At 67.9% G+C, this 18,063-nt stretch carries 19 protein-coding genes and 1 riboswitch; of the genes, 6 read left to right on the top strand and 13 right to left on the bottom strand.

Features of this window, described 5'->3' with window-relative positions:
• Positions 1-1,776, top strand: coding sequence for a succinate dehydrogenase flavoprotein subunit (sdhA, locus tag H7F38_RS10725; protein WP_187094037.1), 1,776 nt, complete (start codon positions 1-3; stop codon positions 1,774-1,776).
• Positions 1,776-2,567, top strand: a complete 792-nt coding sequence (locus H7F38_RS10720) for a succinate dehydrogenase iron-sulfur subunit (RefSeq protein WP_187094036.1) — start codon at positions 1,776-1,778, stop codon at positions 2,565-2,567. The genes sdhA and H7F38_RS10720 overlap by 1 nt, the downstream gene beginning before the upstream one ends.
• On the opposite strand, the gene H7F38_RS10715 is transcribed toward H7F38_RS10720, so the two are convergent.
• The 6 genes from H7F38_RS10715 to H7F38_RS26640 all read right to left on the bottom strand — a co-directional run bounded on the left by H7F38_RS10715 (position 2,536) and on the right by H7F38_RS26640 (position 7,838).
• Positions 2,536-3,351 carry a VOC family protein gene (locus tag H7F38_RS10715; RefSeq protein WP_187094035.1) on the bottom strand — a complete coding sequence of 272 codons (816 nt, stop codon included), beginning with the start codon at positions 3,349-3,351 and terminating at the stop codon, positions 2,536-2,538. The two genes, H7F38_RS10720 and H7F38_RS10715, sit on opposite strands and share 32 nt — an antisense overlap.
• Positions 3,324-4,451 carry a YhjD/YihY/BrkB family envelope integrity protein gene (locus H7F38_RS10710; RefSeq protein ID WP_187094034.1) on the bottom strand — a complete coding sequence of 376 codons (1,128 nt, stop codon included), beginning with the start codon at positions 4,449-4,451 and terminating at the stop codon, positions 3,324-3,326. The genes H7F38_RS10715 and H7F38_RS10710 overlap by 28 nt, the downstream gene beginning before the upstream one ends.
• Positions 4,452-4,601: 150 nt before the next feature.
• Positions 4,602-5,636 carry a tryptophan--tRNA ligase gene (gene trpS / locus H7F38_RS10705; protein ID WP_187094033.1) on the bottom strand — a complete coding sequence of 345 codons (1,035 nt, stop codon included), beginning with the start codon at positions 5,634-5,636 and terminating at the stop codon, positions 4,602-4,604.
• Positions 5,637-5,668: 32 nt separating this feature from the next.
• Positions 5,669-6,994 carry a hemolysin family protein gene (locus H7F38_RS10700; protein ID WP_187094032.1) on the bottom strand — a complete coding sequence of 442 codons (1,326 nt, stop codon included), beginning with the start codon at positions 6,992-6,994 and terminating at the stop codon, positions 5,669-5,671.
• Positions 6,995-7,127: 133 nt separating this feature from the next.
• The gene (locus H7F38_RS10695) at positions 7,128-7,718 is read right to left on the bottom strand and encodes a cysteine dioxygenase family protein (RefSeq protein ID WP_222618587.1); all 591 of its coding nucleotides are present in this window, start codon (positions 7,716-7,718) and stop codon (positions 7,128-7,130) included.
• Positions 7,719-7,766: 48 nt separating this feature from the next.
• Entirely contained in the window at positions 7,767-7,838 is a 72-nt protein-coding gene (locus H7F38_RS26640; RefSeq protein WP_370531360.1) for a putative leader peptide, read from the bottom strand.
• A gap of 92 nt (positions 7,839-7,930) precedes the next feature.
• A riboswitch (SAM riboswitch) is annotated at positions 7,931-8,044 on the bottom strand.
• A 303-nt stretch (positions 8,045-8,347) separates the two neighbouring features.
• On the opposite strand from H7F38_RS26640, the gene H7F38_RS10690 reads away from it, so the two are divergent.
• Entirely contained in the window at positions 8,348-9,946 is a 1,599-nt protein-coding gene (locus H7F38_RS10690; protein ID WP_187094031.1) for an AMP-binding protein, read from the top strand.
• A gap of 203 nt (positions 9,947-10,149) precedes the next feature.
• On the opposite strand, the gene H7F38_RS10685 is transcribed toward H7F38_RS10690, so the two are convergent.
• Positions 10,150-11,367, bottom strand: coding sequence for an NADP-dependent isocitrate dehydrogenase (locus H7F38_RS10685; RefSeq protein ID WP_187094030.1), 1,218 nt, complete (start codon positions 11,365-11,367; stop codon positions 10,150-10,152).
• Between the two features lie 358 nt (positions 11,368-11,725).
• On the opposite strand from H7F38_RS10685, the gene H7F38_RS10680 reads away from it, so the two are divergent.
• Together H7F38_RS10680 and H7F38_RS10675 are read left to right on the top strand one after the other, a co-directional pair.
• Positions 11,726-12,181 (top strand): MarR family winged helix-turn-helix transcriptional regulator, encoded by a 456-nt coding sequence (locus H7F38_RS10680; protein ID WP_187094029.1) that lies wholly within the window; start codon positions 11,726-11,728, stop codon positions 12,179-12,181.
• 66 nt (positions 12,182-12,247) lie between these two features.
• Positions 12,248-13,222 carry a pirin family protein gene (locus tag H7F38_RS10675; RefSeq protein WP_187094028.1) on the top strand — a complete coding sequence of 325 codons (975 nt, stop codon included), beginning with the start codon at positions 12,248-12,250 and terminating at the stop codon, positions 13,220-13,222.
• On the opposite strand, the gene H7F38_RS25975 is transcribed toward H7F38_RS10675, so the two are convergent.
• The gene (locus H7F38_RS25975) at positions 13,219-13,476 is read right to left on the bottom strand and encodes a hypothetical protein (protein ID WP_255498455.1); all 258 of its coding nucleotides are present in this window, start codon (positions 13,474-13,476) and stop codon (positions 13,219-13,221) included. The genes H7F38_RS10675 and H7F38_RS25975 overlap by 4 nt on opposite strands.
• A gap of 88 nt (positions 13,477-13,564) precedes the next feature.
• Between H7F38_RS25975 and H7F38_RS10670 the strand changes: the two genes are divergently transcribed.
• Positions 13,565-13,963, top strand: coding sequence for a hypothetical protein (locus H7F38_RS10670; protein WP_370531314.1), 399 nt, complete (start codon positions 13,565-13,567; stop codon positions 13,961-13,963).
• A gap of 27 nt (positions 13,964-13,990) precedes the next feature.
• Here the strand turns inward: H7F38_RS10670 and H7F38_RS10665 are convergent, their stop codons facing one another.
• Genes H7F38_RS10665 through purN form a run of 5 tightly spaced genes read right to left on the bottom strand, consistent with a single transcriptional unit; the run spans position 13,991 to position 18,040 of the window.
• Positions 13,991-14,254 (bottom strand): DUF3017 domain-containing protein, encoded by a 264-nt coding sequence (locus H7F38_RS10665; protein ID WP_187094026.1) that lies wholly within the window; start codon positions 14,252-14,254, stop codon positions 13,991-13,993.
• A gap of 27 nt (positions 14,255-14,281) precedes the next feature.
• Positions 14,282-15,133 (bottom strand): bifunctional methylenetetrahydrofolate dehydrogenase/methenyltetrahydrofolate cyclohydrolase, encoded by an 852-nt coding sequence (locus tag H7F38_RS10660; RefSeq protein ID WP_187094025.1) that lies wholly within the window; start codon positions 15,131-15,133, stop codon positions 14,282-14,284.
• 53 nt (positions 15,134-15,186) lie between these two features.
• Positions 15,187-15,807 (bottom strand): pentapeptide repeat-containing protein, encoded by a 621-nt coding sequence (locus tag H7F38_RS10655; protein ID WP_187094024.1) that lies wholly within the window; start codon positions 15,805-15,807, stop codon positions 15,187-15,189.
• Positions 15,807-17,405, bottom strand: a complete 1,599-nt coding sequence (gene purH / locus H7F38_RS10650) for a bifunctional phosphoribosylaminoimidazolecarboxamide formyltransferase/IMP cyclohydrolase (protein WP_187094023.1) — start codon at positions 17,403-17,405, stop codon at positions 15,807-15,809. Before purH ends, H7F38_RS10655 begins: the two co-directional genes overlap by 1 nt.
• Positions 17,402-18,040 (bottom strand): phosphoribosylglycinamide formyltransferase, encoded by a 639-nt coding sequence (gene purN, locus H7F38_RS25970; protein ID WP_255498329.1) that lies wholly within the window; start codon positions 18,038-18,040, stop codon positions 17,402-17,404. The genes purH and purN overlap by 4 nt, the downstream gene beginning before the upstream one ends.
• Between the last annotated feature and the right edge of the window lie 23 nt (positions 18,041-18,063).

Here is an 18,063-nt window from a genome sequence, read left to right as displayed (position 1 = left end):
ATGCAATTCCATCGCTATGACGTGGTCATCGTCGGTGCCGGCGGCGCCGGCATGCGCGCCGCCATCGAATCGACCCAGAAGGCCAGGACCGCGGTCCTGACCAAGCTCTACCCCACCCGTTCGCACACCGGTGCGGCGCAGGGCGGCATGTGTGCCGCGCTCGCCAACGTCGAGGACGACAACTGGGAGTGGCACACCTTCGACACGGTCAAGGGCGGCGACTACCTGGTCGACCAGGATGCCGCCGAGATCATGTGCAAGGAAGCCATCGACGCGGTGCTGGACCTGGAGAAGATGGGGCTGCCGTTCAACCGGACCCCGGAAGGCCGGATCGACCAGCGGCGCTTCGGCGGGCACACCCGCAACCACGGCGAGGCCGCCGTCCGTCGGGCCTGCTACGCCGCTGACCGCACCGGCCACATGATCCTGCAGACGCTCTACCAGAACTGCGTCAAGCAGGGTGTGGAGTTCTTCAACGAGTTCTACGTCCTGGACGTCATGCTGACCGACACCCCGGACGGGCAGGTGTGTACCGGTGCCGTCGCCTACGAACTGGCCACCGGCGAGATCCACGTCTTCCACGCCAAGGCCGTGGTGTTCGCCACCGGCGGCGCCGGCAAGGTCTTCAAGACCACGTCGAACGCGCACACCCTCACCGGTGACGGCATGGGAGTCGTGCTGCGCAAGGGACTTCCGCTCGAGGACATGGAGTTCTACCAGTTCCACCCGACCGGGCTGGCGGGGCTGGGCATCCTGCTGACCGAGGGTGCACGCGGTGAGGGAGCCATCCTGCGGAACGCCTCCGGCGAGCGATTCATGGAGCGTTATGCGCCCACCATCAAGGATCTCGCGCCCCGGGACATCGTCGCGCGCTCGATGGTGATGGAGGTGCTGGAAGGGCGGGGCGCCGGTCCGGCCAAGGACTACGTGCTCCTGGACTGCACCCACCTGGGCGCCGAGGTGCTCGAGACCAAGCTCCCGGACATCACCGAGTTCGCCCGCACCTACCTGGGCGTCGACCCGGTCACCGAACCGGTACCGGTGTTCCCCACCGCGCACTACGCGATGGGCGGGATTCCGACCAACGTGCACGGAGAAGTGTTGCGCGACAACACCCACGTCGTCCCGGGTATGTACGCGGCCGGTGAGTGCGCCTGCGTCTCGGTGCACGGCTCGAACCGGCTGGGCACCAACTCGCTGCTGGACATCAACGTCTTCGGCAAGCGGGCCGGCATTGCCGCCGCGGCGTACGCGAACTCGACCGAATTCGTGCACGACGCGACCGAGGAGCACGCTTCCCCGGCGGCCTACGTCGAGGGGATGGTCGGCAACCTGCTGGCCTCCGCCGGTTTCGAGCGGGTCGCCGACCTCCGGATCGCCCTGCAGGCCACCATGGACGCCAATGCCGCCGTGTACCGCACCGAGCAGACCCTCAAGACGGCGCTGACCGACGTGATGGGACTCAAGGAGCGCTTCAAGCAGGTCTCGGTGCACGACAAGGGCAAGCGCTACAACACCGACCTCCTCGAGGCCGTCGAGCTGGGCTTCCTGCTGGATCTGGCCGAGGTGATGGTGGTCGGTGCGCTGAACCGCAAGGAGTCCCGTGGCGGCCACGCGCGCGAGGACTACCCCACCCGCGACGACACCAACTGGATGCGGCACACGATGGCGTACAAGATGCCCTCGCCGGACGAGGGCCTCGAAGGGACCGACATCCGTCTCGACTACAAGCCCGTCGTGATGACCCGTTACCAGCCCATGGAGCGTAAGTACTGATGACTGTCACCGTCGGAGATGTCGGCCTCGCCCCCGAGGCCGGCCATCCCGGACCGTTGCCACCCGTGCCCGAGGGCGCGATCATGGTCACGGTGCACATCCAGCGGTACAACCCGGAACTGGACGACGCCCCGCACAAGGAGTCGTACCGGGTTCCGGCGCTGCCGACCGACCGGATCCTCAACCTGCTGCACTACATCAAGTGGTACATCGACGGATCACTGACCTTCCGCCGGTCGTGTGCGCACGGCATCTGCGGTTCGGACGCCATGCGCATCAACGGCCGAAACCGGCTGGGGTGCAAGGTGTTGGTCAAGGACATCGTCACCGCGAAGAACGCCGAGGTGACCATCGAGCCGATCAAGGGCCTCCCGCTGGAGAAGGACCTGATCGTCGACATGGAGCCGTTCTTCGAGGCGTTCCGTGCGGTCAAGCCGTTCATGATCACGCACGGGAACGAGCCGAGCCGGGAGTGGATCCAGTCCCAGTCCGATCGGGACCGGTTCGACGACACCACCAAGTGCATCCTGTGCGCGTGCTGCACCACCTCGTGCCCGGTGTACTGGTCAGAGGACGCCTACGTGGGCCCGGCCGCGATCGTGGCGGCGCACCGGTTCATCTTCGACTCCCGCGACCAGGCCTCGCAGGAGCGTCTGGAGATCCTGTCCGACGCCGAGGGCGTCTGGCGCTGCCGGACCACCTTCAACTGCACCGACGCCTGCCCCCGTGGCATCCAGGTGACGAAGGCGATCCAGGAGGTCAAGCGCGCCCTGATGTTCCGCCGGATCTGAGCGCTCTTCCCTGCATCGCGCGCCGCGTCGAGCGGATACCTATGGGCGATTTTCGTCCCGTTTGCCCGACTCGAGTATCCGCTCGATGGAGGGCGACGAAGCCGCGAGGGGTTTCCAGGATGGCCGTCAGCCCCACCGGGCCGGCGGTCACCGGCAGCGCGAGGCCAAGGGCCTCCAGCACCTCGAGTGCCCCGGCCGGATCAGGATGCGTGGCGGTCAGGCTCACGAGTCGGGCCGCGGGTAGATCCGGGTCCGCCGCCGGATGCACGGAGTAGGCCCAATCGATCAGGAACGGCGTGACGCCGGAGAACGGCAGGGGTATCGCGGACGCGATCCGCCACGTCAGTTGCCGGCCGGTCGGTGTCTGCCGATTCATCCACAACGGGTCCCCGAGAGCGGCGCCGTGTTCTGCTGAAGACCTTGCCGCAACGATGATGTCGGGCGGATGCACGGCCCAGGTCAGCAAGAGCGCACCGTCGAGCCGGTCGATTCCGAACGGCATTCCGGCCCCGTCCGGAATCGGATGTTCCAGGTCCGGTCCGATGATCTCGAGATAGCTGCTCGGCCCTAGACCCACCAGATAGTTGCGGGTACCTCGGCCGGGATGACGCCCTCCCTCGGCCGGCCGGATCCCGGTGACGGCCTCGAACTGCACCACCGCCGCCTGGAGATCGGCGGCGGCGTAGACCAGATGATCCTGATCAGATGCGATGGCCACCCCGGCGAACGACGACGCCGCGGGCAGCAGTTGGATGGTCAACGGCGCCGGCGGCTGAGCGACCATCCGAAGCCGAGGATCGCCCCGACGCCGAGCAGACCTGCCACCTTCGGGGTGGAGACGACCTCGTGCACGACCACCGCGGGCTCCGGCACCGGTTCAGGCTCCGGTTCGGTGACCGCCGCCATGCCGTCGCTGGTGGCGATCCAGGCGGCGACGAACAGCACCAGGGTCGCGGCCAGGTTGAAGAAGGCGAGCAGGCCGATGATCGGGCCGAAGACGGCGGCCGACGCCCCACCGGCCACCAGACCGGCCAGCACGTTGGTCAGCAGAAATTTCAGCACCTCGAAGATGACCGCGGCCGCGATCGCACCCTTGAGCAGCGCGGGCCTGGGGGCTTTCATGTCCTTGGGCGGGAGCACCGAGTAGACCCAGAGGAAGATCAGCACGTCGGCGACGATCGCCAGTACCAGGGACACCACGACGACCAGCGGGTGGAGCCACCCGATGTTGCTCAGTCCCAGAGCACCCAGGATCACGCCCGCCAGCGAGTTGCCGACCGAGGACAGCGCGATCGAGAGCACCAGCGCGAGGCCGAGGCCGACGAGCATCCCCAGGTTCCGCAGCAGGTTCTTGCCCAGGCTCTCGCCGGCGATCTCCTGGTCGTCGTCGAAGTCCCGGCGCCACTGCGCCTGCACGGCCGCGCGGACATTGCCGATCCAGCCGATCCCGGAGTACAGCGCGATGACCAGGCCGATGCTCAACACCGAGTATCTGGACTGCACGGCATGGTCGATCGCCTGGGAGATCGTCGCGGACAGACCCCCCGGTACCTGGGCGGCCACCTTGGCCTGGAGTTGCTGCAGCAGGTCAGGACGGGAGTCGAGGACGAATCCGGCGATCGAGAACGACACCATCAGGATCGGGACGAGTGCCAGGAAGGAGAAGTACGTGATCGCGCCCGCGAACTGCGGACCGAGCCGCTCGAGGAACCGGCCGGCCGCCCTGGTCAGGTGCTTCACGCCAGGTCGGCGCAGGAGCACCTTGACCAGCAGCACGAGTCGCTGGATCGGAGACAGACTGCCGCTGCGCTGCTGCTTCCCGGGCCGGGACGCCTGTTTTCCGGTGCCCGTTTCCTGCTTGCGAAGATCAACTGCGGTGGCCAAGACTGCCTCCCAGGTCGGCGGGCGTACCGAGGTGAGTTCCGGGAACGGTTCTCCACACCAGCCTGCCGGCCCGTCTGGCGAACCGCGGATTCGAAGAGCCTGTGCCCGTCCGGACCTGCCTTCAACCGTCACCCCGATGATCAACGACCCTCAGGACAGGAAGCCGACCTTCTCGTAGACCTCCGCGACCGTCGCCGACGCGACCTCGGTCGCGCGCGCGGCACCGAGGGTCAGGATCCGGTCCAACGCGGCCGGATCGGCGAGATACCCGGCCACCGACGCCTGCAGGGGCGTCACGAAGTCGGCCCAGACGGTCGCGAAGTCACCCTTCAGATCGCCGTAGCCCTTGCCCTGGTAACCCACCTCGAGCTCCGCGATGGGCGTACCGGTGAAAACCGAGAGCAGCGACAGCAGATTGCTGACGCCCGGCTTCGCCTGCTCGTCGTAGCGGATCTCGCGTTCGGTGTCGGTGACCGCGGACTTGATCTTCTTCACCGACGCCTTGACGTCGGCGAGCAGATCCAGGGACCCGCCGGGCGAGGACTTGCTCATCTTGGCGGTGGGCTGGCTGAGGTCGTAGATCTTGGCGGTGGCCTTCAGGATGTACGGCTCCGGCACCGTCAACGTCCGGCCGAACCGGGAGTTGAATCGCTGCGCCAGGTTTCGCGTCAGCTCCAGGTGCTGGCGCTGGTCCTCGCCGACCGGCACGGCGTCGGCCTGGTAGGCCAGGATGTCGGCGGCCTGCAGGATCGGATAGGTGAACAATCCGACGCTGGTGTGATCGGCCCCGCCCCTGCCGGACTTGTCCTTGAACTGCGTCATCCGGCCGGCCTCGCCGAACCCGGTCAGGCACTCGAGGACCCAGGACAGCTGCGTGTGGGCGGGGACCTGGGACTGGACGAACAGGGTCGAACGCTCCGGGTCGATGCCCAGCGCGAGCAGCTGGGCGGCCGCGATACGGGTCCGCTGCCGCAGCTGCCCCGGGTCCTGCTCGACCGTGATCGCATGCAGATCCACGACGGAGTAAAAGGTCTCGTGGGTGTCCTGCATGGCCACCCACTGCTTCAGTGCCCCCAGGTAGTTGCCGACGTGGAAGGAATCAGCGGTCGGCTGGATGCCGGACAGCACCCGTGGGCGTGCCTTGACCGCTGCAGGGGACTCGGGAGAAGGAGTGGAAGAAGCCATGGGGACGATCCTTTCACTGCCGGAGGAGGTCGTCAGGCCACCGGGTGCGCCATCGCATCGGTCGGCCGCGGCAGAGCGGTCGCGGTACCCACGGTGATCCGGGCGATGCGCCGGGCGTCCATCGTCGCCACCGTCAGGGTCCGGCCCCCCGCGAGGACTGCATCACCCTCCTGTGGCAACCTCCCGAGCCTGGACATCAGGTAGCCGGCGGCCGTGCTGTACGGCCCGGGAGGCAGATCCAGCCCGGTCGCCTCGCGGAAGTCGTCCAGGTTCAGCAGGCCGTCGACCTCACCGGCCTTCGCGGCGGGCAGGACCGGCGCGGAGCCGTTCCCGTTGACCGCCGAGGTCATCTCCCCGACGATCTCCTCGACCAGGTCCTCGATCGTGACGATGCCGTCGGTCCCGCCGTACTCGTCGACCACGACGGCCAGATGCTGGCCGGCGCTGCGCATCTCGTGCAGCGCGTCCAGCACCCCCTTGGTGCCCGGTACCACCGCGACGGGCGTGGCGATGTCGGCGACGGTGGCGGCCCGGCCCAGTGGATGCGTCGGGACCAGCAACTCGCGGATGTGCACGACGCCCACCACCTCGTCGGCGTCGCGGCCGATCACCGGGAAACGTGAGTGCGGGTGGGCCAGCGCCAGCCGGGCCGCCCGGGAGATGGTCAGCGAGGCGGGCAGGAAGTCGACCTCCGGGCGCGGCACCATCACCTGACGGACGTGGGTGTCCTCCGCGTCGAAGACGTCCGCGATCATCCGGCGCTCCACCGAGGTCAACGACTCGTGCGCGGCCACCAACGACTGCAGTTCCTCGGCGGTGATCTCGTCACCGGAGGCCTTCGGGTCGCCGCCGAGCAACCGCACCATCACGTCGGTGGACCGGCCGAGGAGCCAGACGGCCGGCCGGAACAGCCGCGCCAACACCGACAGGGGCGCGGATGCGGACAGCGCGATCGCCTCACGTCGTTGCAGGGCAAGGCGTTTGGGCGTGAGCTCGCCCAGCACCAGCGAGAAGAAGGAGATGATCAGGGTGACGCCGATCAGGGCGACCGGCGTCGAGGCGCCCGGATCGAACCCGATGTCGACCAACCACCTGGCGACGCGTTCGGAGACCGTCGCGGCGCCGAAGGCGGACGACAGCATCGTCGCCACCGTTACCCCGATCTGCACCGCCGCGAGGAAACGGTTGGGATCCGAGACCAGCCGCTCCAGCCGGCGGCCCCTGGCGCCGTGATTGGCGGCCAACTGGCGCACCTGGCTCTCGCGCAGCGAGATCATCGAGATCTCGGCGGCGTTGAAGCAGCCGCCGATGACGATGAACAGTGCGACGAGCGCGATCTCCTCGAGCAGGACGCCCATCAGAGCGCGCAGGGACGAACGAGCGGCCCGGTCCCGGGTAACGGCGATCCCACGGGTCCCGATCCTACGTTGGTCCCGGCGCGGCCGGTGCGCCCGAGACGGGTGCCCCTCGGACGCGTTCCACCGACGCTCCTCAGGCCATGTCGTCCAGCGGGCGCAGTTCGTCCGCGTAGGACATGGACCGTCGCCGCAACATCCCGTCCACCACCGCGTACTGGCCCATCCGCCACAGCGGCGGTGAGTACGTGTGGATCGATACGGTGCCGGCATCCGATCCGGTCAACCGGTGGATGTGGTCGGGCCCGAAGCTGAAGACCGTGCCGGCGCCGATGTCGGTCTGCAGCGACGGGGTGTCGATGGCCAGGTTGTGCTCGGTCAGACGGCCCTGCGTGACGGCCACCGCGCCGGAGGACACATCGTGATCGTGCCAGCCCGTGTCGTTCTGCGGGGTCCAGCACAGCACCCAGACGTCGACGTGCATGTCGCGGTGGAGACTGACGTAGTGGCGCTTGTCGTCGGAGAAGGCGACGTGTCTGCGCCATCGGCCGGGATCGGCGGCGATGGAGCCGGCCAGCTGCAGCAGCTCGGCCTCGTCGAGGTCGCGGCCGGGGAGATTCTCCAGGGTGAGTTCACCCCCGACGTCGGAGACGGGGCGGGCCATTTCGGCCGGAACGCCGCGTGTGGTGACGGTTTCGGACGTGGCGGGTTCTGCGGTGAGGGTCATGGACGCTGTCCTTGCGGGAGGGTGGTTCAGGTCTGGTTGCCGGATGGTTCAGCAACAACAGAGCGAGCTCGACACCCTCGAGAGATCGACATGACGACGCTGCCAACGACTACACGTCACCGCCGCACCAGTTCCGGCGATCCGAGTGCCCACGATCCGAGTTCCCACGAGACACCTCACCGATCGGACCGACCACCGGCCCTCGGGTTCGAGGGCCGCGCTTGCGATGCCTGCTCGGCATCGCCCGGTCCTCACCTGGAGCACCCCGCCGCGACTGGAGGGTTGCCGTCCGACTGTGCCAGGGCATTGCGTCGGAACTCGTGACCTGTCGTCGAACGTAGAGGCAGCTACCGACCGGTGTCAACGTCCGGATCCATTTCCTCTGCTGCGCATGGATTCCCGCCGAGTCGCCGCTCGGGCCCTGGCACGCATGCAGGCCGAAAGTTCCGTCCTCGCGCCGGTCGCAACCGGCCCGCCCGTGCCGATCCCACTGACGACGGGACCGACGTCGGATGCGGACGAGACCGGTTCAAGTATTCTCGGCGGTGCACCGCAGTACGGGGTGTGTACGTCGTGAGCCCTGCCGCACGCAGGACCGTCAGGTCGATGAAGCCCTTCGGAGGTCACCCATGAGTTTCGGCAGTCCCTTTCCTGACGTCGAAATCCCCCGCACCCTGCTGTTCGACTACCTGTTCGGCGACATCGCCGGCGTCGAGGACGAGCCGGCATTGATCGACGGCGCGACGGGAGCGATCACCACCTACCGTCAGCTGACCGGTCAGATCCTGGCCCTGGCCGGTGGCCTGACGGCGAGAGGCCCTGGCATCGGAGAGGTTTCAGGGATCCTGTGCCCGAACATCCCGGCCTTCGTCACCGTGTTCCACGGCATCATGAGGTCCGGGGGAACGGCTACCACGATCAATACGCTCTACACGGCGCACGAGATCGAGAGCCAGCTGTCCGACTCGAAGGCCACGCACCTGTTCACCCTGTCCATGTTCCTGCCGCAGGCCGACGCGGCCGCCGCAGCCGTGGGGATGCCCGCCGAGAACGTGATCCTGATCGACGGGTCCGCCGACGTGCTGCCCGGGCGGACCAGCCTGCGTTCGTTGCTGATCACCGGGGCCTCGCCGCCGGAACTCGACCTCGACCCGGCCACCCATCTGGCCGTGCTGCCGTACTCGTCGGGGACGAGTGGTCGCGCCAAGGGCGTCATGCTGACGCACCGGAACCTGGTGGCGAACATCGCCCAGGGCGGCCCGATCATCGGCGTGAGCCACGACGATCGCGTCCTGGCCGTCCTGCCCTTCTTCCACATCTACGGGATGAACGTGCTGATGAACGGCGCGCTGCACCACAAGGCGCCGATCATCACCATGCCGAGGTTCGATCTCGCGGAGTTCCTCCGGATCATCGCCGAACTGAAGGCCACGTACCTCTACATCGCCCCGCCGATCGCGGTGGCGCTGGCCAAGTACCCGATGGTCGACCAGTACGACACGTCCTCGATCCGGATCATCTTCTCCGGTGCGGCGCCGTTGGACCAGGCACTGGGCAGCGCAGTCGCCGCACGCCTGGGATGCATCGTCCGCCAGGGCTACGGGATGAGCGAGATGTCCCCGGTCAGCCACACCATCCCGGAGAATCGCGACGACATCCCGCTGGGCACCGTCGGTATCACGCTGCCGAACATGGAGTGCAAGATCATGGACCCGGCCACCGGCGAGGAGATCGACCTCCCGGCCTCCGGCGTCAGCGCGCCCGGGGAGCTGTGGTGCAAGGGGCCGAACGTGATGGTCGGGTACCTGGCCAACCCGGAGGCGACCGCCGAGACCCTGGATGCCGACGGCTTCCTGCACACCGGCGACGTCGCGACGGTGACGTCCGAGGGTTACGTCAGCATCGTCGACCGGGTCAAGGAGCTCATCAAGTACAAGGGCTACCAGGTGCCGCCGGCCGAACTGGAGGCGGTGCTGCTGACCCATCCGAAGATCGCCGACGCCGCGGTCATCGGCGTGCTGGACGACGACCACGAGGAGATCCCGAAGGCGTTCGTCGTGCTCCAGGCGGGTGTGGAGTTGACCGCCGACGAGGTGATGGCCTACGTCGCCGAGCGCGTCGCCCCGCACAAGAAGGTGCGCCGGGTGGAGTTCATCCCCGTCATCCCGAAATCCTCGGCTGGCAAGATCCTCCGGCGGGAACTCCGCACCTCCCCTGCCTCCGCCTGACCCAGCCTCCGCAACCGAAGCCCGCCGCCCCCCCGACGCCCCCCCCCGCCCCCCCACGCGCTTATCAACTTCGCCGGCGCTCATCAACGTCGCGGCTTTGGGGCTGGTGGGACAAAAGTCGACCACTTCATGAGCGCGGGCGAAGTTGATAAGCGCGGGGGGGCCGGGTTCAGTCGAGCCCGGCCCCCATCAGGTGCTGCCCGTCAGGAGGCGAGGCGGGCCGCGAGGTTCTCGTCCAGCGCGGCGAGGAAGTCCTCGGTGGTCAGCCAGGCCTGGTCACGGCTGATCAGCCCGGCGAGATCCTTGGTCATCTTGCCGCTCTCGACGGTCTTGATGATCACGTCCTCGAGGGTCTCGGCGAACGCGGTGACCTCGGGGGTGCCATCGAGCTTGCCGCGGTGCTTGAGCCCACCGGTCCAGGCGTAGATCGAGGCGATCGGGTTCGTCGACGTGGGCTTGCCGGCCTGGTGCTGCCGGTAGTGCCTGGTCACCGTGCCGTGAGCGGCCTCCGCCTCGACGACGTCGCCGTCCGGGGTGAACAGCACCGAGGTCATCAGGCCCAGCGAGCCGAAACCCTGGGCCACCGTGTCGGACTGCACGTCACCGTCGTAGTTCTTGCAGGCCCAGACGTAGCCGCCCTCCCACTTGAGCGATGCCGCGACCATGTCATCGATCAGGCGGTGTTCGTAGGTGATCCCCGCAGCGGCGAACTTCTCGGCGAACTCGGCATCGAAGATCTCCTGGAAGATGTCCTTGAAACGGCCGTCGTAGACCTTCAGGATGGTGTTCTTCGTGGACAGGTACACCGGATAGTTGCGGGCCAGCCCGTAGTTCAGCGAGGCCCGGGCGAAGTCACGGATCGAGTCGTCGAGGTTGTACATCGACAGCGAGATACCGGCACTGGGCGCCTGGAAGACCTCGCGCTCGATCACGTCGGAGCCGTCGTTCGGGGTGAACACGACCTTCAGGGTGCCCGGGCCGGGGAAGCGGAAGTCGGTGGCGCGGTACTGATCTCCGTACGCATGACGGCCGACGATGATCGGCTTGGTCCAGCCCGGGACGAGCCGCGGGATGTTGGAGATGATGATCGGCTCGCGGAAGATCACGCCGCCGAGGATGTTGCGGATGGTGCCGTTGGGCGAACGCCACATCTGCTTCAGCCCGAACTCCTCGACCCGCGCCTCGTCCGGCGTGATCGTCGCGCATTTCACCCCGACGCCGTACTGCTTGATCGCGTTGGCAGCATCGATCGTCACCTGGTCGTCCGTCGCATCGCGGTTCTCGATCGACAGGTCGTAGTACTCGAGATCGACATCGAGGTACGGCAGGATCAGCTTGTCCTTGATGAACTGCCAGATGATCCGCGTCATCTCGTCGCCGTCCAGCTCGACGACCTTGCCGGTCACCTTGATCTTCGCCATTGAATAAACGCCTCTCCTGATAGGACCACCGGACGTTCGCCGCCGGCCCGTCGTGCTCGTCGGGTGCCCTGTTCGCACCCCGACGCCGACTGTTCGCGTCGCGCGTCGATTCTATCCAGTATGAGCGTACTGCTAGAACCCGTCACGCCGGTTCGCACCTGCCGCAAGACGGTACCGCCGACCGGTGGGCCGGCCTGCAGGCAGGTCCAGCGGATCAGGCGATCGCGGCGCACACCCCTGATCCGCTGGACGGCGGATCCCGGCTCGCCGACCACGAGCGCCCACCACCCATCTGCCCGTCCCCGGTGGTAGGAATGGTCTCCAAGGGTGCACGGGTGGTCAGGGTGAGGAGGTGCTGATGAGCGGTCCGTTGAGGATCGAGGCGGATCGGATGGACGCCTGGGTGGGTTTCCTGCACGCGCACGCACAGATCCTCAAGAAGCTCGCGGACGACCTCGACGCGGCGGGCCAGATTCCGCTGGGCACCTACGACGTGCTGGTCCAGCTGTCCGAGGCCGGCGGGGCCCTGCGGCACCGAGACCTGTTGGATCGCCTGCTGATCTCCCAGCCCGGCCTGTCCCGCAAGGTCGAGCGCCTGGAGGTGGCCGGTCTGGTCGAACGCAGACCCGACCCCCAGGACGGACGCGGCGTCATCGTCAAGCTCTCCCGGGCCGGGCGCGCCGCTCTCCGGTCCGCTGCCAAGGTGCACATGGCCGGCGTCGACCGGGAGTTCGCGCAGCGGCTCACCGACCAGGAAGCCAGCGTCCTGGCCGCAGTCTTTCGCAGGCTGCGCGATCCCGACCAGCCTCTTTGAACCAAGCCCATGCACGCGCATGGAAAATCGGTCTACCATTGGTCGAGCCGACCACTGGAGGATCTGATGCCCGCGAGCACCGTCACCGATCTGCTGACCCTGCCCCGGGTATCGCAGCCGGACCCGTCCACGACCACCCCGAGGCCCGTCCTCTCGGTGACCACCGCGCCGAAAGGCTATGAGGGAGAGGGCTTCCCGGTGCGACGCGCTTTTGCGGGCGTTGATATCGCCCAGCTCGACCCCTTCCTGCACATGGACCAGATGGGCGAAGTGGAATACGCCCCCGGCGAGCCCAAGGGAACGCCCTGGCACCCGCATCGCGGCTTCGAGACCGTCACCTACATGATCGACGGCCAGATGGAGCATTCTGACTCGAACGGCGGAGGCGGCTTGATCGGGGGAGGCGACACCCAGTGGATGACGGCCGGTGCCGGCATCCTGCACATCGAGACCCCTCCGGAGGCGTTGGTGGCCTCCGGAGGTCTCTTCCACGGATTCCAGCTGTGGGTGAACCTGCCCGCCGATTCGAAATTCGCTGCGCCCTCCTACCAGGACATCTCGTCGTCCAGGGTCGCCCTGCTGACCACCGCGGACGGCAGCGCCCTGCTACGGCTGATCGCGGGCGAGATGGACGGGCATACCGGACCGGGATCGACCCACACGCCGATCACGCTGATCCATGCCACTGTGCAGCCCGGTGCCCGCATCACCCTGCCCTGGCGGCCCGACTACAACGCCCTGGTCTACAACCTCGGCGGGCGGGCCGGAGTCGGGCCGGATCGCAGGCCACTTCGGGACGGCCAACTGGCCGTACTCGGACACGGCGACAGCCTGACGGTGACCGCGTACGACCGCCAGGACGTCCGGCACAGCGGGGGCGTCGAACTGCTGATCCTCGGCGGACGCCCGATCAGGGAACCGGTGGCCATGTACGGGCCGTTCGTGATGAACACCCGCGACGAGCTGATCCAAGCGTTCGAGGACTACCAGTCCGGCCGACTCGGCGTCATTCCCACCGGCCGGCTCCCGCACGGTCGCTAGGCAACGGCGCGTCGCACGCCGTCCGGTAGGTCCTCCCACAACGGCCGAAGGTTCTCGACCATGATGAGGACGTCGGTCCCGTTCGCCTGCGGCAGGGCGACGCCGCGGGCCGACGAGCGAGAGGGCAGGTGGCTGCGATGTTGTCGGACATGGTCTACGCGACCCAGTTCCAGGCGTTGCGCGTCTGGCTCGACGGCCTCACCCCGGAGGACCTGTCGGTCGACAGCGTGCTTCCGGGCTGGACCGTCGACCATCTCGGCCTACCTGTCGGGATATGCCGCTACGGCCGGCCAGATCTCCGAGATCGCCAGACAGATCAGTGCTTCCGCCGGGCCGGAGCTGTTGGCACGACTCGACGAGGCCAACGCCGAGGCCCAGGAGCACCTGGGCCGGCTGGGGGCTTTCGACCGGGTGGTGAGTACCCAGCGGGGACCGATGCTGTTGTCGGATTTCCTGGACACGCGATTGATCGAACTCGTGGTCCACGCCGGCGACCTTGCCGCTTCCCTTCCCGCGCACCATCCGCCGACCGTGCTGCCCACCGCCTCTCGCCGCGTCGCACTGGTGATGCGCGAGCTACTGACGGAGAAAGCTGCTCAGCCGGTCGAGGCCCTCGCGGCCGCCTCCACCATGGCGGTGGCCCGCTTCATCGCCCTGGCCGCCGGACGCGATCTACCCGCCGGCGATCTCCCGCCCGCCGATCTTCCGGCCGCGCTGACGTCGGCGCTCCCGTTGTTCTGAACCTGTTTCGCTGTGCGCGGATCCGCCTCAGTAGCCGACGGTCGTGGCGAGCGTGAGGAGCAGCGCGAGCGCACCCAGGAAGACGACGTCGAAGGTCCGGCCGCGCACCGCCAACGGCCCGATCCACCGCTCCGGCAGCAGTAGTCGCGAGAGGGCGCCCACTCCGGCCGCGGCCGCGAGGATGGCCGCGCCCCTGCGCCAATGGCCGGAGGCGATGTACAGCAGACCGATGGCGCCGATCAGGACGACGACCACCACCGGTGCGGCTCTGATCAGCCGGATATCAACCACTCCCGCGCCCCGCAGTGGCCCGGCTCTTCACTCGTCGCCGGCCAGACGCTCGGCCGCCGTGACCACGTTGACCAACAGCATGGCCCGCGTCATGGGGCCGACCCCGCCCGGATTGGGGGCGATGAAACCGGCGACCGACGCCACCTCGGCGGCGACGTCCCCGGCGATCCTGCCGTCGACGCGGCTGACGCCGACATCGAGCACGGCGGCGCCGGGCTTGACCATGTCGGCGGTGATCAGACCGGGCACGCCGGCCGCGGCGATGACGATGTCCGCCTGACGGACGAGGCCGGCCAGATCACGGGTGCCGGTGTGGCACAGGGTGACGGTGGCGTTCTCGCTGCGCCTGGTCAGCAGCAGCCCCAGGGGCCGGCCGACCGTGAGACCGCGGCCGACGATCACCGCGTGGGCGCCGGCGATCGGAACGTCATACCGGCGGAGCAACTCGATGACGCCCATCGGCGTGCAGGGCAACGGGCCGGGTTGCCCCAGCACCAGGGAACCGAGGTTGTAGGGGTGCAGCCCATCGACGTCCTTGGTGGGATCCACCCGCGAGAGGATGGCGAACTCGTCGAGACCGGTCGGCTGCTGCACCAGGAAGGCGGTGCAGGTCGGATCGGCGTTGAGCTCGTCGACGACGGCCAGCACGTCGGTCAGCGAACTGCCGGAGGGCAACTCCCTGGCGATGCTGTTGATGCCGATCTCGGCGCAGTCCTTGTGCTTGGCGCCCACGTACCAGTGGCTCGCCGGGTCGTCGCCGACCAGCACGGTGCCGAGCCCGGGGACGACACCGCGGGCGGCCAATGCGGCCACCCGGGCCCGGAGCTCGGTCTTCACCGCGGTCAGGGTGGCTCTACCGTCCAGGATCGTCGCAGTCACGTACCTCATCCTGCCACGGCCCGGGCGGCACCCGGCACCCCTCGGGTGACCGGCTAGCGGTCCGCGCCGGCCAGAGTCAGGCCGTGCGACGCGGCGTACAGAACAGCCTGATCGACATCGATGGTGGCCCCGGTCAGCGTCGCCCCGACCCAGGTCGCCGCGTCGATCACGGCCCCGCGCAGATCGGCGCCGCTCAGGTTCGCCCTGGTCGTCCGTGCGCCGGCCAGATCTGCCCCGCGTAGATCGCAACCGTGCAGATCACTGCCGGTCAAGTTGATCTCGCGCATCCGTAGACCCGAAAGGTCGGCTCCAGCGAGTTTCTCGCCGGCGAAGGACGCGAGAGTCAGGTCGCATTCGGTGAAACGGATACCGGTCAGGCGGCACGAGGTGAAGGTGCTGCCCAGCAGACGGCACCCGGTCAGCACCGCATCGGCCCACGAGGTGCGCTCGAACTCGCATCCCACGAAAGAACTGGCCGAGTGCTTCGTCGAGTACAACTCGGCCCCGACGAATGTGCAGCGGGTGAACGTCGTCCTGGACGTCAGGCAGCCGGCCAGCACTGCGCCGGAGAAATCGCACTCCGTGAAATCCACTCCGGTGATTTCCTGGTCCGACAGGTCGACCTCGACGAAATCCTCACCGACGTAGTTGTTCTCGTCCAGCATGAAAGTCATCAGTGGAAGAAGTGCCGGGTACCGGTGAAATACATCGTCACTCCGGCCGCCTCCGCTGCCGCCACCGTCTCGGGATCGCGGACGGAGCCGCCCGGCTGGACGATCGCTCTGACACCCGCATCGAACAGGATCTGCGGCCCATCGGCGAACGGGAAGAAAGCGTCGGAGGCCGCCACCGAACCGGCGGCCCGCTCACCGGCCCGCTCGACCGCGAGGCGGCACGAATCCACCCGGTTGACCTGCCCCATGCCGATGCCGACGGAAGCCCCGTCGGACGCCAGCAGGATGGCGTTGGACTTCACGGCACGGCAGGCGCGCCAGGCGAAGTCGAGGTCGGCGAGGGTCGCTGCATCCACCGCAGTGCCGGCCGCCAAGGTCCAGTTGGCCGGATCGTCGCCGGGCGCGTCGACGGCATCCCTGGTCTGCGCCAGCACCCCGCCGGAGATGCCCCGGAGCTCGATCGGCTCGGTGTCGACATCGGCCGGCATCACCAGCAGACGGATGTTCTTCTTCCTGGTCAGGATGGCCAGGGCCGCCTCGTCGAAGCCAGGGGCCAGCAATACCTCGGTGAAGACCTCGGCGATCTGCTCGGCCAGGGTCGCCGTCACCCGGCGGTTGACCGCGATCACACCCCCGAACGCCGAGACCGGGTCGCAGGCCAGGGCCTTCACGTGCGCCGCAGCGATCGACTCGTCGTCGCCGCCCGTCATCACCGCGATCCCACAAGGGTTGGCGTGTTTGATGATCGCCACCGCCGGGTCGGCGAAATCGTTTGCGCTGCGCCAGGCGGCGTCAACGTCGACGTAGTTGTTGTAGCTCATCTCCTTGCCGTGCAGCTGCTGCGCGCCGGCCAGGCCCGAACGCCAGTGTCGATAGAGAGCCGCCTTCTGGTGGGGGTTCTCGCCGTAGCGCAGCACCGACTGGCGTTCCCAGGTCGATCCGGTCCAGCGCGGCCATCCGTCCCGGTCGGGCGCGACGACCGCATTCATCCAGGTCGCGACCGCGACGTCGTAGGACGCTGTATGCGCAAAAGCCTTGGCCGCGAACGCCTGTCGCTGTTCAAGGGTGAATCCACCGGAGGTCAGCGCCTCGATGACCGCCGGGTAGTCGCCGGGTTCCACCACCGTCGTGACGCTGGGGTGGTTCTTCGCGGAGGCGCGAATCATGGCCGGGCCGCCGATGTCGATCTGCTCGATGCACTCGTCGACGGAAGACCCGGCGGCAACGGTCGCCCTGAACGGGTAGAGGTTCACGACGACCAGCTCGAAGGTCTCGATCCCGAGTTCCTGCAGTTGGTCGAGGTGGCTCTGTTTGCGGGTGTCGGCGAGCAGACCGCCGTGGATCTTCGGGTGCAGGGTCTTGACCCGTCCGTCCAGGCATTCAGGGAAACCGGTGACCTCCTCGACCTTGCTGACCGGGACACCGGCGTCGGCCAGCATCTTCGCCGATCCGCCGGTCGAGACCAGGGCGACACCGGCGTCGACCAGCGCCGTGGCCAGCTCGAGCAGGCCCGCCTTGTCCGACACCGACAACAGGGCCCGGCCGATCCGGCGACGCCCCTCCGCCGATGCGGTGACCTGCGTGGATGACTGAGTCACTTGGTGACGACCCTTCTGCCGTTGATGGTCCAGCCGTGTCGGGCCATCAGAGATACCTGTTCGACGAGCTGTGTCCGCTCCGCCACCTTGATGCGTTCGGTGAGCGTTTCCTCGGTGTCCTCGTCCAGCACCGGGACCGACGTCTGCGCAAGGATCGGCCCGGTATCGACACCGGCGTCGACGACGAACAGCGTGGCACCGGCGATCTTGACGCCGTAGGCAAGTGCGTCGGCGGGCCCGTGCATCCCCGGGAAGGCAGGGAGCAGCGCGTTGTGGGTATTGATGTAGCGACCGGGGAAACGCGCCAGGAAAAGCGGGCCCACGAGTTTGAGGAATCCGGCCGAGACCACGAGATCGGGTCGGAATGCGGCCGTGGTCTCGGTCAGCGCGCGATCCCAGGCCGCGCGGTCCGGATGATCGCTGATGCGTTCGACGAACACCGGCACACCGGCGTCACGCGCATGTTGCAGCCCGCCGGCGCTGTGCCGATCGGCACCGACCGCGACGATCTGCACGCCGAACTGCTCGGGTTGCTCCTTGGCCAACAGGGCGGCCAGGTTGGAGCCGCCGCCCGAGATGAGTACCACCACCCGGAGCCCGTCCGGATTCGGCTCGAATCGTTGAGGCTGTGGCACTGGGGCGGTCTCGGATTGCACCT

The sequence above is a fragment of the Nakamurella sp. PAMC28650 genome, assembly GCF_014303395.1.
Taxonomy (GTDB): Bacteria; Actinomycetota; Actinomycetes; order Mycobacteriales; family Nakamurellaceae; genus Nakamurella.
Note: the sequence above shows the minus strand (reverse complement) of the source record. Positions and strands in the feature narration are given on the sequence as shown.

What these genes read in the sequence shown, in the direction of transcription:
- sdhA (WP_187094037.1), top strand. Translation starts at nt 1, where the DNA reads ATGCAATTCCATCGCTATGACGTGGTCATCGTCGGTGCCGGCGGCGCC.
- H7F38_RS10720 (WP_187094036.1), top strand. Translation starts at nt 1,776, where the DNA reads ATGACTGTCACCGTCGGAGATGTCGGCCTCGCCCCCGAGGCCGGCCAT.
- H7F38_RS10715 (WP_187094035.1), bottom strand. Translation starts at nt 3,351, where the DNA reads ATGGTCGCTCAGCCGCCGGCGCCGTTGACCATCCAACTGCTGCCCGCG.
- trpS (WP_187094033.1), bottom strand. Translation starts at nt 5,636, where the DNA reads ATGGCTTCTTCCACTCCTTCTCCCGAGTCCCCTGCAGCGGTCAAGGCA.
- H7F38_RS10700 (WP_187094032.1), bottom strand. Translation starts at nt 6,994, where the DNA reads ATGGGCGTCCTGCTCGAGGAGATCGCGCTCGTCGCACTGTTCATCGTC.
- H7F38_RS10695 (WP_222618587.1), bottom strand. Translation starts at nt 7,718, where the DNA reads ATGACCCTCACCGCAGAACCCGCCACGTCCGAAACCGTCACCACACGC.
- H7F38_RS10690 (WP_187094031.1), top strand. Translation starts at nt 8,348, where the DNA reads ATGAGTTTCGGCAGTCCCTTTCCTGACGTCGAAATCCCCCGCACCCTG.
- H7F38_RS10685 (WP_187094030.1), bottom strand. Translation starts at nt 11,367, where the DNA reads ATGGCGAAGATCAAGGTGACCGGCAAGGTCGTCGAGCTGGACGGCGAC.
- H7F38_RS10680 (WP_187094029.1), top strand. Translation starts at nt 11,726, where the DNA reads ATGAGCGGTCCGTTGAGGATCGAGGCGGATCGGATGGACGCCTGGGTG.
- H7F38_RS10675 (WP_187094028.1), top strand. Translation starts at nt 12,248, where the DNA reads ATGCCCGCGAGCACCGTCACCGATCTGCTGACCCTGCCCCGGGTATCG.
- H7F38_RS25975 (WP_255498455.1), bottom strand. Translation starts at nt 13,476, where the DNA reads ATGGTCGACGGTCCAGCCCGGAAGCACGCTGTCGACCGACAGGTCCTC.
- H7F38_RS10655 (WP_187094024.1), bottom strand. Translation starts at nt 15,807, where the DNA reads ATGACTTTCATGCTGGACGAGAACAACTACGTCGGTGAGGATTTCGTC.